Source organism: Cedecea davisae DSM 4568, assembly GCF_000412335.2.
Lineage (GTDB): Bacteria > Pseudomonadota > Gammaproteobacteria > Enterobacterales > Enterobacteriaceae > Cedecea > Cedecea davisae.
The window spans coordinates 4,145,504-4,161,459 of the sequence record NZ_KE161030.1; the positions used below are offsets into that span (position 1 = coordinate 4,145,504).

Sequence of the window (15,956 nt, forward strand, 5' to 3'; positions counted from 1 at the left end):
GTTTCCATGGAGAGCTAAATTGGCAAACCTTACTCAGCTTCTGGAGCAGCCGGTGCTGCGCCTTCCGCCGGAGACTGCTCGGTTGCTTCTTTGATGCTTAAACGAACGCGGCCCTGACGGTCAACTTCCAGTACTTTCACCGGAACTTCCTGACCCATCTGCAGGTAGTCAGTCACTTTCTCAACGCGCTTGTCAGCGATTTGAGAGATGTGAACCAGACCTTCTTTACCGCCGCCGATAGCAACGAACGCGCCGAAGTCAACGATACGGGTTACTTTACCGTTGTAGATGCGGCCCACTTCGATTTCAGCAGTGATCTCTTCGATACGACGAATAGCGTGTTTCGCTTTGTCGCCGTCGGTAGCAGCGATTTTCACCGTGCCGTCGTCTTCGATTTCGATGGTAGTGCCGGTCTCTTCGGTCAGCGCACGAATCACAGAACCACCCTTACCGATCACGTCTTTGATCTTGTCCGGGTTGATTTTGATGGTGTGAATACGCGGTGCGAATTCAGAGATATCGCCACGCGGTGCGTTGATAGCCTGTTCCATTACGCCCAGGATATGCAGACGCGCACCCTTAGCCTGGTTCAGAGCAACCTGCATGATTTCGCGGGTGATGCCTTCAATTTTGATATCCATCTGCAGCGCAGAGATACCTTCGCGGCTACCGGCAACTTTGAAGTCCATGTCGCCCAGGTGATCTTCGTCACCCAGAATGTCGGATAGAACAACGAAGTTATCGCCTTCTTTCACCAGACCCATCGCGATGCCCGCAACGGCCGCTTTAATCGGCACGCCTGCGTCCATCAGTGCCAGAGAAGCACCACACACGGAAGCCATAGAAGAAGAACCGTTAGATTCGGTGATTTCAGAAACTACACGCACGGTATACGGGAAGTTGTCAGCTTCTGGCATAACAGCCAGCACGCCGCGCTTCGCCAGACGGCCGTGACCAATTTCACGACGCTTCGGAGAACCTACCATACCGGTCTCACCAACGGAGTACGGAGGGAAGTTGTAGTGGAACAGGAAGCTGTCGGTACGCTCGCCCATCAGCTCGTCCAGGTTCTGCGCGTCACGGGCAGTACCCAGAGTCGCGGTGACCAGCGCCTGAGTTTCACCGCGGGTGAACAGAGCGGAACCGTGGGTACGCGGCAGTACGCCGGTACGAACGTCCAGACCACGAATCATGTCTTTTTCACGGCCATCAATACGCAGCTCGCCAGCCAGAATACGGCTACGAACAACGTTTTTCTCGATAGCGTGCAGAATGTCAGACAGCTCGCCTGCGTCCAGAGACTCGTCTTCTGCGGTCAGGGTTGCGATAACGTCAGCTTTGATGACGTCAACCTGAGCATAACGCTCTTGTTTCTCAGTGATGCGGTAAGCATCGCTCAGACGGGATTCAGCCAGAGCGGCAACGCGCGCGTTCAGCGCTTCGTTAACGGCTTCAGGCTGCCAATCCCAACGTGGTTTGCCCGCTTCAGCAACCAGAGAGTTGATGTTCTCGATAACAATCTGCTGCTGCTCGTGGCCAAAGACCACCGCGCCCAGCATCTGGTCTTCGCTCAGCAGTTCTGCTTCGGACTCAACCATCAGCACAGCACCTTCGGTACCGGCAACAACCAGATCCAGCTTGCTGGTTTTCAGCTCGTCAGCGGTTGGGTTCAACACGTACTGGTCATTGATGTAACCAACACGAGCGGCACCGATTGGGCCGTTGAAAGGAATACCGGACAGGCTCAGCGCAGCGGATGCGCCAATCATTGCAACGATATCAGGGTGAACCTGTGGGTTAACGGAAACAACGGTCGCGATAACCTGAACTTCGTTCACGAAGCCTTCCGGGAACAGAGGGCGAACCGGGCGGTCAATCAGACGCGCGATCAGGGTTTCGCCTTCGCTTGGACGGCCTTCACGACGGAAGAAGCTACCCGGGATACGGCCAGCAGCGTAGGTACGCTCCTGATAGTTTACGGTCAGCGGGAAGAAGTCCTGACCTGCTTTCGCTTTTTTCTGGCCAACAACGGTAACGAATACCGCGGTGTCATCCATGCTTACCATCACAGCAGCGGTAGCCTGGCGAGCCATCATGCCGGTCTCAAGAGTGACCGTATGTTGACCATACTGGAATTTACGAACGATCGGATTTAGCAAGATAAGATCCTTTAAAATGACGGGCAGCACGTGGCTTCACGCGCCGCCGTTGATACCCGATCTTCATCACATCCTCGCGACTAATGACAACCCTAACCCACTCTCCTGCGGGTAAAGCCTCTCATTAGCCGCGCGAACCTCTGCAATAAAGATCACACTCAGCAACAATACATTAGTTTCCATAGAATTGCTGCCGTCTGGTTGAAAAAAGGGGCCCTTACAGGCCCCTTTTTCTGAAACTCGCAAGAATTAGCGACGCAGACCCAGACGCTCGATCAGGCTGGTGTAACGTGCTACATCTTTACGTTTCAGGTAGTCGAGCAGTTTACGACGCTGAGAAACCATACGCAGCAGACCACGACGGCTGTGGTGATCTTTTTTGTGCTCTGCAAAGTGACCCTGCAGGTGGTTGATCTGAGCAGTCAGCAGTGCAACCTGAACTTCGGTAGAACCGCTGTCGTTAGTACCACGACCAAACTCGGAAACGATTTTAGCTTTAGCTTCAACGCTTAGAGACATTTTCAACTCCAAAATTATAGATAAATAAACAGGGTGCCGATCTCTAATTCAGCAACCCCAGTGCATAGCCAGACGAGGTTAAAAACCTTGTCCGGATATTAAGCCGCGCTATTTTACCTGTAGCGCTCTTTTACCGCAAGGTAGCGGCAAAAGTCAGACTGGATATTCGACCACTAAACGACGCGGCGCAACGCGGCCATCATCGTCAATTTCGGCCATACCGATAAACTTGTGTTCTTCGCCTTCGGTTACCCGCACCAGCCCTTCGGCAGGCACGCCGTTAACCCGCACCGGCTGGCCGTTCTTAAAGTAGACGGCAACTTCGGAGAGCAGGTTAACGACCGGAAAATCTGAGGCCGGGCTGTCCATTGGCATCAGCAGCGGGTCAAGCAGCTCTGAAGGCGCAATCTCCTGCCGGTGGGCCTGCTCAATCAGCTCATTGAGCTGTTCCAGCGTCACCATGCGCTCAACCGGGTACTTACTCACCGCCAGGCGACGCAGGAAAGTAACATGCGCCCCACAGCCCAGCTTTTCACCGAGATCGTCAATGATGGTACGGATGTAAGTGCCTTTGGAACAGTGAACTTCAAGCTCCAGCTCATTGCCTTCATGGCGAATAAACAGCAGCTCATAAACCACGATAGCGCGCGACTCACGAGGGACTTCAATGCCCTGGCGAGCGTATTCGTAAAGCGGCTTGCCCTGGTATTTCAGCGCGGAATACATCGACGGGATCTGCTGAGTTTCACCGCGGAAACTTTCCAGCGCATCCGCCAGAGCCTGCTCGCTAAAGTTTACCGGACGCTCTTCAACTACCGTGCCGTCGGCATCGGACGTATCGGTACGCTGCCCGAGACGAGCAATCACCCGATAGCGTTTATCGGAGTCCAGCAGGTACTGAGAGAACTTTGTCGCCTCTCCCAGACAGATAGGCAACATGCCGGTAGCCAGCGGATCCAGCGCGCCGGTATGACCCGCGCGGTTAGCGTTATAGAGGCGCTTTACTTTTTGCAGCGCATCGTTAGAGGAAAGACCCTGAGGCTTATCCAGCAACAGCACGCCGTGTATATCACGACCGCGACGACGAGGACGACTCATCAATCCTCCTTGCTGTCGTCCGTATTCACGCGACGCTCGTCATCGTGACGGATGACATTGGAGACCAGGTTGGACATACGCATCCCTTCAACCAGCGAGTTATCGTAGAAGAAGGTCAGTTCAGGCACGATGCGCAGACGCATAGCTTTGCCAACCAGAGTGCGGATGTAGCCGGAAGCGTCCTGAAGAACTTTGATGCCTTCTTTGATGGCTTCTTCGTCTTTATCGTTCAGGAAAGTCACGAACACTTTGGCATAGGCCAGGTCACGGGAGACTTCAACACCGGAAACGGTGGTCATCATGCCCAGACGCGGATCTTTGATTTCACGCTGCAGGATAATGGCAATTTCTTTTTGCAGTTCCTGAGAAACGCGCTGTGGGCGACCAAATTCTTTCGCCATAATAATTTCTCCAGACAAAACGGGGGGCACTTGGCCCCCCTGAAATAGTAGATGCGGTACGGCTATCAGGAGATGGTACGCTTGATCTCGATAATTTCGAAGACTTCGATCATATCGCCCACGCGCACGTCGTTGTAGTTCTTAACGCCGATACCACATTCCATGCCGTTACGGACTTCGCTGGCGTCATCTTTGAAGCGGCGCAGAGATTCCAGCTCGCCTTCATAGATAACCACGTTGTCACGCAGTACGCGGATTGGGTTATGACGTTTAACCACACCTTCGGTAACCATACAGCCAGCGATCGCGCCAAATTTAGGTGATTTAAACACATCACGTACTTCGGCCAGACCGAGGATCTGCTGTTTCAGTTCTGGTGACAGCATGCCGCTCATCGCAGCTTTAACTTCGTCAATCAGGTTATAGATGACGGAGTAGTAACGCAGATCCAAGCTTTCAGCTTCGATTACGCGGCGAGCAGAAGCGTCGGCACGAACGTTGAAGCCAACCAGAATTGCGTTGGATGCCGCTGCCAGAGTCGCGTCGGTTTCAGTGATCCCGCCCACGCCAGAACCGATGATTTTAACTTTAACTTCATCAGTAGACAGTTTCAGCAGGGAGTCGCTGATAGCTTCCACAGAACCCTGAACGTCTGCTTTCAGCACGATGTTCACTTCGGACACTTCGCCTTCGGTCATGTTGGCGAACATGTTTTCCAGTTTGGATTTCTGCTGGCGAGCCAGTTTAACTTCGCGGAATTTACCCTGACGGTACAGAGCAACTTCACGGGCTTTCTTCTCGTCACGAACAACGGTAACTTCGTCACCCGCAGCCGGAACGCCGGACAGACCGAGGATCTCGACCGGAATAGATGGGCCCGCTTCGGTCACTTCACGACCCAGTTCGTCACGCATCGCACGCACGCGGCCGTATTCGAAGCCACACAGTACGATATCGCCTTTGTTCAGCGTACCTTCACGTACCAGAACGGTAGCAACCGGACCACGACCTTTATCCAGGAAGGATTCGATAACTACGCCGCTTGCCATACCTTTACGCACGGCTTTCAGTTCCAGAACTTCGGCCTGCAGCAGGATTGCGTCCAGCAGCTCGTCGATACCGGTACCGGCTTTTGCAGATACGTGGATGAACTGGCTCTCGCCGCCCCACTCTTCCGGCATGATGCCGTGCTGGGACAGTTCTTGCTTAACGCGATCTGGATCGGCTTCTGGCTTATCGATTTTGTTAACCGCAACAACAACCGGCACCTGCGCCGCTTTTGCGTGCTGGATAGCTTCGATAGTCTGCGGCATCACGCCATCGTCGGCAGCAACAACCAGAACAACGATATCCGTTGCCTGAGCACCACGAGCACGCATAGAGGTAAACGCTGCGTGTCCCGGGGTATCCAGGAAGGTAACCATGCCGTTGTCGGTTTCTACGTGGTAAGCACCGATATGCTGGGTAATACCACCCGCTTCGCCGGAGGCCACTTTAGTAGAACGAATATAGTCGAGCAGAGACGTTTTACCGTGGTCAACGTGACCCATGATGGTCACAACCGGGGCGCGAGTTTCGGTCGCTGCACCGGTATCACGGTCGCTCATTACCGCTTCTTCCAGCTCGTTTTCACGACGCAGGATAACTTTGTGGCCCATCTCTTCAGCAACCAGCTGAGCTGTTTCCTGATCGATAACCTGGTTGATGGTCGCCATTGCGCCCAGTTTCATCATCGCTTTGATGACCTGAGAGCCTTTAACAGCCATTTTGTTAGCCAGTTCGGCTACGGTTACGGTTTCGCCGATTACGACGTCACGGTTAACCGCCTGAACAGGCTTGGTGAAGCCCTGTTGCAGAGAGCTTGGCTTACGCTTGCCTTTGCCACCGCGAACGGCTGCACGAGCCTCTTCACGATCGGCTTTAGACTCGCCGTGCTTACCGCCGGCTTTTTTCTGACGAGGTGCTTTTGCAGCAGTACGACCACGGCCGCGGCCGCCTTCTACTTCACGGTCGTTTTCGTCTTCAGCCTGGCGAGCGTGCTGAGAAGTGGTTACGTGGTAATCGGACTTATCGTCTTCCACTTTCTCTTTTTCCTGCTCTTCCCAAACACCAGCGTTGGCTTCAGCCATTTTACGGGCCTCTTCTGCCACACGACGGGCGTCTTCTTCAAGTTTGCGACGGGCTTCTTCTTCAGCTTTACGCTTCAGTTCGGCAGCTTCCGCTTCACGGCGAGCTTTCTCGGCATGGGCGGCTTTCGTCATTTCGTCAGTTGGTTGATTGCTCACTTTGTCTTTTTCCGCAGCTTCACGTTTCGCTTTATCAGCGGCTTCGCGCTTAGCTTGTTCTTCAGCATCACGCTTAGCTTTTTCTTGTGCCTCACGTTTGGCAGCTTCCTCTGCCTCACGACGGGCTTGCTCTTCCGCTTCACGCTGCGCCTGTTCTTCCACTGCAAGGCGCTCGGCCTCTTGCGGATCACGTTTTACAAAGGTGCGCTTCTTGCGGACTTCGATTTGTACCGATTTACTTTTCCCACCGGTACCTGGAATGTTTAAAGTACTGCGCGTTTTGCGCTGTAAAGTCAACTTGTCTGGGCCTGAGCCATGTTCACGGTTCAGGTGGGCCAGCAGAGTTTGCTTCTCTTGCGCCGAAACAGAATCATCAGCAGACTTCGGGATCCCTGCATCAGCAAATTGCTGTACCAGGCGGTCCACGGAGGTCTGAATCTCTGCGGCCAGCGCTTTTACGGTTACATCTGTCATGCTGTTCCTTCCTGCTACAGTTTATTACGCTTCGCCGCCAAACCAGCAAATATTGCGCGCTGCCATAATCAGTTCGCCGGCTTTCTCGTCCGTTAAGCCTTCGATATCTGACAGGTCGTCAACACCTTGCTCAGCAAGGTCTTCCAGCGAGCTAACACCACGCGCGGCCAGTTTAAAGGCCATCTGGCGATCCAGACCTTCGAGACTCAGCAGATCCTCGGTAGGTTTCTTATCGCCGAGGCTCTCTTCCTGGGCCAGAGCCAGTGTGGTGAGCGCGTTTTTAGCGCGATCGCGTAATGCTTCCACGGTGTCTTCATCAAGGCCGTCGACTTCCAGCAGCTCTTTCATTGGCACATAGGCCAGTTCTTCGAGCGTGGAGAAGCCTTCTTCGACCAACACGGTGGCGAAATCCTCGTCAATATCGAGGTACTTGGTAAAGGTATCAATAGCCGCGTGCGCTTCAGCCTGATGTTTAGCCTGCAGGTCGTCAACGGTCATAACGTTGAGCTCCCAGCCGCTCAGCTGTGATGCCAGGCGAACGTTCTGACCGTTACGGCCGATGGCCTGCGCCAGATTGCCTGCCTCTACCGCGATATCCATCGTATGTTTGTCTTCATCGACAACGATGGATGCTACGTCGGCTGGTGCCATTGCGTTGATAACAAACTGCGCAGGATTATCGTCCCACAGCACGATATCAATACGCTCACCGCCTAACTCAGTAGAAACCGCCTGAACACGCGCACCACGCATACCTACGCAGGCGCCGACCGGATCGATGCGTTTGTCGTTGGTTTTAACGGCGATTTTGGCTCGGGAGCCAGGATCGCGTGCAGCGGCTTTAATTTCGATAACTTCTTCGCCGATTTCCGGCACTTCGATGCGGAACAGTTCGATCAGCATTTCCGGTTTGGAACGGCTAACAAACAGCTGCGCGCCGCGAGCTTCAGGACGCACGGCATAAAGAACGCCACGAATACGGTCGCCCGGACGGAAGTTCTCACGCGGAAGCATGTCTTCGCGCAGGATTACGGCTTCAGCATTGCTGCCGAGGTCGAGAGAGATATTGTCGCGGTTAACTTTCTTCACTACGCCGGTGATTATCTCACCTTCGTGCTCACGGAACTGATCGACAACCATCGCGCGCTCGGCTTCGCGCACTTTCTGCACGATAACCTGCTTAGCGGTCTGGGTAGTGATACGGTCAAAGGTGACAGATTCAATCTGGTCTTCAACATATTCACCGACGGTAAACGCCGGGTCTTCGAACTGGGCAGCTTCGAGCGTAATTTCACGCGTAGGCTGGGTCACTTCTTCGACAATAACCCAACGACGGAAAGTATCGAAATCACCGCTTTTACGGTCAATTTCTACGCGGACGTCAATCTCTTGCTCGTATTTTTTCTTAGTCGCCGTTGCCAGTGCACTTTCCAGCGCCTCGAAAATTTTCTCGCGCGGCAGCGATTTTTCGTTGGAAACTGCTTCGACAACAGCCAAAATTTCTTTGTTCATCCTGGGTTTTCACCTCAATCCAAACTATTAAAAGTGGGGTACCAGGTTCGCTTTCTGGATGTTGCTCAGCGCGAACACTTCGTCTTTTCCTTCGACCGTAACTGTGATCATCTCACCGTCTACAGCTTTAATAATACCCTGCCATTTGCGACGGTTTTGCACAGCCATACGCAATACAATGCTCACTTCTTCGCCGTTAAAGCGAACGTAGTGTTCTGCGGTGAACATTGGGCGATCGAGGCCAGGTGAGGACACTTCCAGGTTATACGCCACGGTGATAGGGTCTTCGACATCCAGGACTGCACTTACCTGGTGACTGACATCAGCACAATCATCAACATTAATGCCATCTTCACTATCAATATAGATGCGCAGCGTAGATTGGCGACCCCGAATGAATTCGATGCCGACAAGTTCATAGCCCAGTGCTTCGACCGGTGCTGAAATCATCTCTGTTAATTTTTGCTCTAATGTGGACAAGCCCACCCCCAAGACATAAAAAAAGGGCATATAGCCCAGTTATTCTGAAGTCAGATAACAAAAAACCCCGATAAATCGGGGCTTTATATAACTGAACCCTGTATGCCGCAACTGCGGCCCGGACACCGTCCAGGAGAATTTTTTTCTAAATTCTTCGCGAAGGCACCGACTGGTGTTCACAGTATATTTGAAAAACAACTCTCAGGGAAAGTGGTTGCGGGGGCCGGATTTGAACCGACGACCTTCGGGTTATGAGCCCGACGAGCTACCAGGCTGCTCCACCCCGCGTCCGAAAACGTGGCAAATATTACGCCAGTAATGCATTAAATGCAAGAATTGCTGGGATTTGGTACCGAGGACGGGACTTGAACCCGTAAGCCCAATCGGGCACTACCACCTCAAGGTAGCGTGTCTACCAATTCCACCACCTCGGCACTCTTAAAACACGGCAACTTGCATATTACCGTATTGAAGCTGACAAACTTACTGCGGGATATCGCTGCTCGGCTTGGTAGGTGCCGCTGGCGCAGTCTGCTCGGATTTAACCGGCTGACTTAAATTTTCCCACTCACTTCCTTTACTGGTTTTATTGGTGCTGAGGTTACCCAGAACCAGGCTCAGGATAAAGAACAACGTCGCCAGCACACCGGTCATACGGGTCATGAAGTTACCAGAACCACTTGAACCGAATAACGTAGCGGAAGCGCCTGCTCCGAAGGAGGCTCCCATATCAGCGCCTTTACCTTGTTGCAGCATGATGAGACCTACAAGGCCTAAGGCTACAATAAGGAAAACAACTAAAAGAGCTTCGTACATAATCAACCTGTTCCTTGCGGGGTTACCGCACGCCAATTGCTTCAAACCAGTTAAGCGGGCACGTTTGTCATTACCCACTGAAGCGGGTGAGAATACTAACCAAAGCCAGACTGGTGCGCAAGGGCAATTTATTAACATTGCACTGACTGCGGAAAAAAACAGCAAACAATCAGCATCTACGGGATTTAAAGGCGGTATTTGCCGCCTTTTCAATCAGTTTACGAAGAAAGAAGTCTTAAACAGCCTTCACCGCATCGGCAATACGGTTAGCAAATTCCGTTACCTGCGCTTCATCTTCACCTTCAACCATGACGCGAATAAGCGGTTCGGTGCCGGATTTACGCAGCAGGACACGGCCACGATTGCCTAACGCAGCCTCAACCTCAGCCGTGACTTTCTTAACGGTTTCATTTTCCAGCGGATCGCCGCTTCCCGCAGTGAAGCGCACATTAACCAGGATTTGAGGGAACAACTTCATGCCGCTGCACAGGTCATGCAGGCTCATATGGTTGCGAACCATCGCCGTGAGTACCTGCAGACCTGCGACAATACCGTCTCCGGTAGTCGTTTGATCCAGCAAAATAACGTGGCCGGAGTTTTCTGCGCCTATACGCCAGCCTTTTTCCTGCAATTTTTCCAGCACGTAGCGGTCGCCCACTTTAGCGCGAACAAAAGGAATCCCCAGCTGTTTAAGCGCAACTTCCAGCCCCATATTGCTCATCAGCGTGCCGACGGCACCACCGCGCAACTGGCCCTGGCGCAGCCCTTCGCGAGCAATGATATAGAGAATTTGGTCACCATCAACTTTATGACCGAGGTTATCGACCATGATGACGCGGTCACCGTCGCCATCAAAAGCGATACCAAGATCGGCTTTTTCCGCCAGAACGCGTTCCTGCAACATGCGTACATCTGTCGCACCGCATTTTTCGTTGATGTTTACGCCATCAGGTTCGCAGCCAATGGCGATCACTTTGGCGCCCAGTTCACGCAGCACGTTCGGCGCGATGTGGTAGGTCGCACCGTTGGCGCAATCCACAACGATTTTCAGGCCGTTGAGGCTTAATTCATTCGGGAAGGTTCCTTTGCAAAACTCGATATAGCGCCCTGCCGCATCAACAATACGGCTGGCCTTACCGAGCTGAGCGGAGTCCACGCAGGTGATTTCTTTTTCCATTTCCGCTTCAATGGCTTCTTCAACTTCATCCGGCAGCTTGGTACCGTCGATGGAGAAGAATTTGATGCCGTTATCGTAGAACGGGTTGTGGGATGCGGAAATAACGATCCCCGCCTCAGCGCGGAAAGTGCGGGTCAGATAGGCAACCGCAGGCGTTGGCATCGGCCCGGTGAAAGAGGCGGACAGCCCAGCGGCGGCAAGACCAGCCTCGAGCGCCGACTCCAGCATGTAGCCAGAAATGCGGGTATCTTTACCGATGATAATTTTACGCGAACCGTGGCGGGCGAGAACTTTACCGGCGGCCCAGCCCAGCTTTAAAACGAAATCAGGAGTAATAGGCGCATCGCCTACGCGGCCGCGAATGCCATCGGTGCCAAAATATTTACGGTTACTCATAGCGTTTGTTTTCCTTCGCTGAAAGCGTGGCTTCTACCACGCGCATGGCTTCTACGGTCTCTTTCACATCGTGCACGCGGAGAATATGTGCCCCCTGCATCGCGGCAATCACCGCGCAGGCCAGACTACCGCTTAGCCGCTGATCGGGGCCAACATTCAATAACTGCCCGACCATGGATTTACGAGACATCCCCACCAGCAGCGGCATACCGTAGCGGTGGAACTCAGCAAGTCGGGCGAGCAGCTGATAATTGTGGGTGAGATTTTTACCGAAACCAAAGCCCGGGTCGAGCAACAATTTATCTTTTGCGATACCGGCCGCTTCGCAGCGAGCAATATGTTCAATAAAGAAGCGATCCACATCGGCAAAAACATCCTCATACTGAGGAGCCTGCTGCATGGTTTTCGGCTCGCCCTGCATATGCATCAGGCAAACCGGCAGCCCCGTTTCGGCCGCTGCCGCCAGGGCGCCCGGCTCCTGCAAGGAACGAATATCATTAATCAGATGCGCGCCAACCCTTGCAGACTCACGGATAACCTCTGCTTTTGAGGTATCGACCGAAACCCAGACCTCGAAGCGCTGAGCCAGCGCCTCCACCACCGGGATAACCCGAGAAAGCTCTTCATCGGTACTCACCTCTGCGGCTCCGGGCCGCGTAGACTCACCGCCTACGTCGATAATCGTCGCCCCGGCATTAATCATCGCGTTAGCGTGCTTAAGCGCCTCAATCAATGAGTTGTGCTGCCCGCCGTCGGAAAAAGAGTCCGGCGTGACATTCAAAATGCCCATTACGTGAGGGTGGGAGAGATCGAGCGTGGTGCCCTGAGCGGTGAGTTTCATCGAGATTTCCCTGGTTTGTCTGAGGATCTACAAAAACAAAAACCCCGGGGCTGGCCCGGGGTTTATAGATTACTGCAAAAACATCTGGCGTGAGCGTCTTATTTGTCGCCCAACTGCTCTGACATGGTATTGCCCGGGTTTGGCGTACGCGGTTCATCAACCGGACGTGGCGCATTCGGGGTGCCGTTGTTGTCAGAATTATTGCTGCCTTTGCTCGCCTCTTCCCAACCTGCTGGCGGACGCACTTCGCGGCGAGCCATCAGATCGTCAATCTGCGGAGCATCGATGGTTTCATACTTCATCAACGCGTCTTTCATGGTGTGAAGAATATCCATGTTCTCATTCAGCAACTGGCGAGCACGGGCGTAGTTACGTTCAATCAGTAACTTCACTTCCTGGTCGATGATACGCGCGGTTTCATCGGACATGTGCTTCGCTTTTGCAACTGAACGGCCCAGGAATACTTCGCCCTCTTCTTCCGCATACAGCAGCGGACCAAGTTTGTCGGAGAAGCCCCACTGGGTCACCATGTTACGCGCCAGGTTAGTAGCGACTTTAATATCGTTCGACGCGCCGGTAGAAACATGCTCTGCGCCGTAGATAATTTCTTCTGCCAGACGGCCACCGTACAGCGTGGAGATCTGGCTTTCCAGTTTCTGACGGCTGGCGCTGATTGCGTCGCCTTCAGGCAGGAAGAAGGTCACACCCAGCGCACGACCGCGAGGGATAATGGTCACTTTATGTACGGGATCATGCTCCGGCACCAGGCGACCAATAATCGCGTGGCCCGCTTCGTGATAAGCGGTGGATTCTTTCTGCGCTTCCGTCATCACCATGGAGCGACGTTCCGCACCCATCATGATTTTGTCTTTCGCTTTCTCGAACTCAACCATCGAGACCACACGCTTGTTGCCACGAGCGGCAAACAGCGCGGCTTCGTTCACCAGGTTAGCCAAATCGGCGCCTGAGAAGCCAGGTGTACCACGAGCAATGATTGCAGCATCGATATCCGGCGCTAAAGGAACGCGACGCATATGAACTTTCAGGATCTGCTCACGACCGCGAACATCAGGCAGCCCAACCACGACCTGGCGGTCGAAACGGCCTGGACGCAGCAGTGCCGGGTCAAGTACGTCCGGACGGTTAGTCGCAGCAATAACGATGATACCTTCGTTGCCTTCAAAGCCATCCATCTCAACCAGCATCTGGTTCAGGGTTTGCTCACGTTCATCGTGACCACCGCCCAAACCGGCACCACGTTGACGGCCAACGGCATCGATTTCATCGATAAAGATAATACAAGGCGCAGCCTTCTTGGCCTGTTCGAACATGTCACGTACGCGGGATGCGCCTACGCCGACGAACATTTCCACGAAGTCAGAACCAGAGATAGTGAAGAACGGAACCTTAGCTTCACCGGCTATAGCCTTAGCCAGCAGCGTTTTACCGGTACCCGGAGGGCCAACCATCAGCACGCCTTTCGGGATTTTACCGCCAAGTTTCTGGAAACGGCTCGGCTCACGCAGGTATTCAACCAGCTCGGCCACCTCTTCTTTCGCTTCGTCGCAACCGGCAACGTCAGCAAAGGTGGTTTTGATTTGGTCTTCCGTTAGCATGCGCGCCTTGCTCTTACCGAACGACATGGCACCTTTGCCACCGCCGCCCTGCATTTGGCGCATAAAGAAGATCCAGACCCCAATCAGCAGCAGCATTGGGAACCAGGAAATGAAGATAGAAGCCAGCAGGCTCGGCTCTTCAGGCGGTTCACCCACAACTTTCACATTCTTGGTAATCAGACTATCAAGCAGCTTGGGATCATTAACGGGGATGTAAGTCGTGTATCGGTTACTATCTTTCTTGGTAACGTTGATTTCACGTCCGTTGATGCGCGCTTCGCGAACCTGGTCCTGATTAACTTCAGACAGGAAAGTGGAGTAGTCCACCCTACGGCCATTTGACTCGCTGGGCCCAAAGCTCTGGAATACTGACATCAGCACAACGGCAATGACCAGCCAGAGTATTAGGTTTTTCGCCATGTCACTCAAGGGATTAACCTCATATTACAACTGTGTTAACAAACAGCGTCAGGGTACTATAGTTTGCGCCCGGTCGCTACAATGTACACTTCACGTGAGCGGGCACGAGAAGAGTCCGGCTTACGAACTTTAACCGTCGTAAACAGGGAGCGAATTTCCCGCAGGTATTCATCGAAGCCTTCGCCCTGAAACACTTTCACTACAAAACTACCGCCCGGCGCCAGCACGTCCCGGCACATTTCAAGTGCCAGTTCCACCAGATACATAGCGCGCGGAATATCGACTGCCGGTGTCCCGCTCATGTTTGGTGCCATATCTGACATGACAACCTGAACTTTACTGTCACCAACACGTTCCAGCAGGGCCTTGACGACTAATTCATCACGAAAATCGCCCTGAAGGAAGTCCACACCAACGATAGGATCCATTGGTAAAAGATCGCAAGCGATGATTCGCCCCTGATTCCCGATTTGGGTCACGACATACTGTGACCACCCGCCGGGTGCAGCACCAAGATCAACAATAGTCATTCCTGGCTTAAAAAGTTTGTCACTTTGCTGTATTTCATCAAGTTTAAACCAGGCACGGGACCGCAACCCCTTTTTCTGTGCCTGTAGAACATATTTATCGCTAAAGTGTTCCTGCAGCCAGCGGCTGGAGCTGGCAGAACGCTTTTTACCTGTCATCTCAATTTCCAACTTTGTTCATCGTGAATAGCAGGCTAACTAACAATCAGCACAGCCGATTTGGCGATACACTGGAGATGGCGGTAGAATGAACCGTTTTCAATCCCAACGTAAGCAAAAAATACGATGAATCTGAGTACTAAACAAAAACAGCACCTGAAAGGTCTTGCTCATCCGCTCAAGCCGGTAGTTATGCTTGGCAACAATGGTTTGACCGAAGGGGTACTGGCCGAGATTGAACAAGCGCTTGAGCACCATGAGTTAATCAAGGTGAAGATCGCAACGGAAGATCGCGAAACCAAAACCTTAATTGTGGATGCCATCGTGCGGGAAACCGGCGCCTGTAACGTACAGGTCATCGGTAAAACGCTGGTGCTCTACCGCCCTTCTAAAGAGCGTAAGATCTCTCTGCCGAAGTAAGCAGTGGTGTGCAAAATGCCACGCCCTGTTCGTTGATAAAAGGCCGCTATGCGGCCTTTTTCTTTTCTTTACAATACGCCAACCCTTGAGTCAGCGTAGTAAAAATTACAAATATTCTACTTTCAGGATTTCGAATTCTACATCGCCGCCCGGCGTACGAATAACGACAACATCATCGCATTCTTTACCCACCAGACCGCGAGCAATTGGCGAATTCACAGAAATCAGATTTTGTTTAAAATCAGCCTCATCATCGCCAACAATGCGATAAGTAAGCTCTTCGTCGTTATCCAGGTTCAATACCGTTACGGTAGTACCAAAAATCACACGTCCGTTGTTAGGCATTTTTGTGACATCGATCACCTGCGCATTAGACAGCTTGGCTTCGATATCCTGAATGCGACCTTCACAAAAACCCTGCTGCTCACGCGCAGCATGGTATTCAGCATTTTCTTTAAGATCGCCATGTTCACGAGCATCGGCGATGGCGGCAATGATTTGTGGGCGGCGAACGGACTTCAGGAAATCCAGCTCTTCGCGTAATTTTTCAGCGCCACGTAAGGTCATCGGAATAGGTTGCATTTGTTATACCTCTTAAAATCAGTCCTGTGCAGCGCGGTAAATGGGCCACGCTGGCTTAAGAGCATAGCCGGAGC

Annotated in this window: 14 protein-coding genes and 2 tRNA genes; 1 reads left to right on the forward strand and 15 read right to left on the reverse strand. The window is 52.8% G+C overall.

Annotated features, from left to right (window positions below; all coding sequences use genetic code 11):
• Positions 1 to 29: 29 nt before the first annotated feature.
• From pnp to rlmE, 14 genes are all read right to left on the reverse strand, one after another.
• On the reverse strand, positions 30 to 2,159 hold the full coding sequence (pnp, locus tag HMPREF0201_RS18850; RefSeq protein ID WP_039898858.1) for a polyribonucleotide nucleotidyltransferase: 2,130 nt from the start codon (positions 2,157 to 2,159) through the stop codon (positions 30 to 32).
• Positions 2,160 to 2,408: 249 nt separating this feature from the next.
• Positions 2,409 to 2,678: a 30S ribosomal protein S15 gene (gene rpsO / locus HMPREF0201_RS18855; protein WP_002434239.1), complete on the reverse strand. Its 270-nt coding sequence runs from the start codon at positions 2,676 to 2,678 to the stop codon at positions 2,409 to 2,411.
• 153 nt (positions 2,679 to 2,831) lie between these two features.
• Entirely contained in the window at positions 2,832 to 3,776 is a 945-nt protein-coding gene (gene truB / locus HMPREF0201_RS18860; protein WP_016538361.1) for a tRNA pseudouridine(55) synthase TruB, read from the reverse strand.
• Positions 3,776 to 4,177, reverse strand: coding sequence for a 30S ribosome-binding factor RbfA (gene rbfA / locus HMPREF0201_RS18865; RefSeq protein ID WP_016538362.1), 402 nt, complete (start codon positions 4,175 to 4,177; stop codon positions 3,776 to 3,778). Before rbfA ends, truB begins: the two co-directional genes overlap by 1 nt.
• Before the next feature lie 65 nt (positions 4,178 to 4,242).
• Entirely contained in the window at positions 4,243 to 6,936 is a 2,694-nt protein-coding gene (gene infB / locus HMPREF0201_RS18870) for a translation initiation factor IF-2 (protein ID WP_016538363.1), read from the reverse strand.
• A 24-nt stretch (positions 6,937 to 6,960) separates the two neighbouring features.
• Positions 6,961 to 8,448: a transcription termination factor NusA gene (nusA, locus tag HMPREF0201_RS18875; protein WP_016538364.1), complete on the reverse strand. Its 1,488-nt coding sequence runs from the start codon at positions 8,446 to 8,448 to the stop codon at positions 6,961 to 6,963.
• 27 nt (positions 8,449 to 8,475) lie between these two features.
• Positions 8,476 to 8,928: a ribosome maturation factor RimP gene (gene rimP / locus HMPREF0201_RS18880; RefSeq protein WP_071704146.1), complete on the reverse strand. Its 453-nt coding sequence runs from the start codon at positions 8,926 to 8,928 to the stop codon at positions 8,476 to 8,478.
• A 211-nt stretch (positions 8,929 to 9,139) separates the two neighbouring features.
• A tRNA-Met gene (locus HMPREF0201_RS18885) sits at positions 9,140 to 9,216 on the reverse strand.
• A gap of 59 nt (positions 9,217 to 9,275) precedes the next feature.
• Positions 9,276 to 9,362, reverse strand: a tRNA-Leu gene (locus tag HMPREF0201_RS18890).
• A gap of 49 nt (positions 9,363 to 9,411) precedes the next feature.
• Positions 9,412 to 9,744: a preprotein translocase subunit SecG gene (gene secG, locus HMPREF0201_RS18895; protein ID WP_016538366.1), complete on the reverse strand. Its 333-nt coding sequence runs from the start codon at positions 9,742 to 9,744 to the stop codon at positions 9,412 to 9,414.
• A gap of 235 nt (positions 9,745 to 9,979) precedes the next feature.
• Positions 9,980 to 11,317, reverse strand: coding sequence for a phosphoglucosamine mutase (gene glmM, locus HMPREF0201_RS18900; protein ID WP_016538367.1), 1,338 nt, complete (start codon positions 11,315 to 11,317; stop codon positions 9,980 to 9,982).
• Positions 11,310 to 12,158, reverse strand: coding sequence for a dihydropteroate synthase (gene folP / locus HMPREF0201_RS18905; protein WP_016538368.1), 849 nt, complete (start codon positions 12,156 to 12,158; stop codon positions 11,310 to 11,312). Before folP ends, glmM begins: the two co-directional genes overlap by 8 nt.
• Before the next feature lie 98 nt (positions 12,159 to 12,256).
• Positions 12,257 to 14,194 carry an ATP-dependent zinc metalloprotease FtsH gene (gene ftsH / locus HMPREF0201_RS18910; protein WP_016538369.1) on the reverse strand — a complete coding sequence of 646 codons (1,938 nt, stop codon included), beginning with the start codon at positions 14,192 to 14,194 and terminating at the stop codon, positions 12,257 to 12,259.
• 56 nt (positions 14,195 to 14,250) lie between these two features.
• Positions 14,251 to 14,880, reverse strand: coding sequence for a 23S rRNA (uridine(2552)-2'-O)-methyltransferase RlmE (gene rlmE / locus HMPREF0201_RS18915; protein WP_016538370.1), 630 nt, complete (start codon positions 14,878 to 14,880; stop codon positions 14,251 to 14,253).
• Between the two features lie 126 nt (positions 14,881 to 15,006).
• On the opposite strand from rlmE, the gene yhbY reads away from it, so the two are divergent.
• Entirely contained in the window at positions 15,007 to 15,300 is a 294-nt protein-coding gene (gene yhbY, locus HMPREF0201_RS18920) for a ribosome assembly RNA-binding protein YhbY (protein WP_008454796.1), read from the forward strand.
• A gap of 105 nt (positions 15,301 to 15,405) precedes the next feature.
• Here the strand turns inward: yhbY and greA are convergent, their stop codons facing one another.
• The gene (gene greA / locus HMPREF0201_RS18925; protein WP_016538371.1) at positions 15,406 to 15,882 is read right to left on the reverse strand and encodes a transcription elongation factor GreA; all 477 of its coding nucleotides are present in this window, start codon (positions 15,880 to 15,882) and stop codon (positions 15,406 to 15,408) included.
• Positions 15,883 to 15,956 lie beyond the last annotated feature (74 nt).

Bases quoted from the DNA above. Each gene is read 5' to 3' on its own strand.
- glmM (WP_016538367.1), bottom strand. From the start codon at position 11,317: ATGAGTAACCGTAAATATTTTGGCACCGATGGCATTCGCGGCCGCGTA.
- secG (WP_016538366.1), bottom strand. From the start codon at position 9,744: ATGTACGAAGCTCTTTTAGTTGTTTTCCTTATTGTAGCCTTAGGCCTT.
- rbfA (WP_016538362.1), bottom strand. From the start codon at position 4,177: ATGGCGAAAGAATTTGGTCGCCCACAGCGCGTTTCTCAGGAACTGCAA.
- truB (WP_016538361.1), bottom strand. From the start codon at position 3,776: ATGAGTCGTCCTCGTCGTCGCGGTCGTGATATACACGGCGTGCTGTTG.
- ftsH (WP_016538369.1), bottom strand. From the start codon at position 14,194: ATGGCGAAAAACCTAATACTCTGGCTGGTCATTGCCGTTGTGCTGATG.
- greA (WP_016538371.1), bottom strand. From the start codon at position 15,882: ATGCAACCTATTCCGATGACCTTACGTGGCGCTGAAAAATTACGCGAA.
- rpsO (WP_002434239.1), bottom strand. From the start codon at position 2,678: ATGTCTCTAAGCGTTGAAGCTAAAGCTAAAATCGTTTCCGAGTTTGGT.
- folP (WP_016538368.1), bottom strand. From the start codon at position 12,158: ATGAAACTCACCGCTCAGGGCACCACGCTCGATCTCTCCCACCCTCAC.
- nusA (WP_016538364.1), bottom strand. From the start codon at position 8,448: ATGAACAAAGAAATTTTGGCTGTTGTCGAAGCAGTTTCCAACGAAAAA.
- infB (WP_016538363.1), bottom strand. From the start codon at position 6,936: ATGACAGATGTAACCGTAAAAGCGCTGGCCGCAGAGATTCAGACCTCC.
- rlmE (WP_016538370.1), bottom strand. From the start codon at position 14,880: ATGACAGGTAAAAAGCGTTCTGCCAGCTCCAGCCGCTGGCTGCAGGAA.
- yhbY (WP_008454796.1), top strand. From the start codon at position 15,007: ATGAATCTGAGTACTAAACAAAAACAGCACCTGAAAGGTCTTGCTCAT.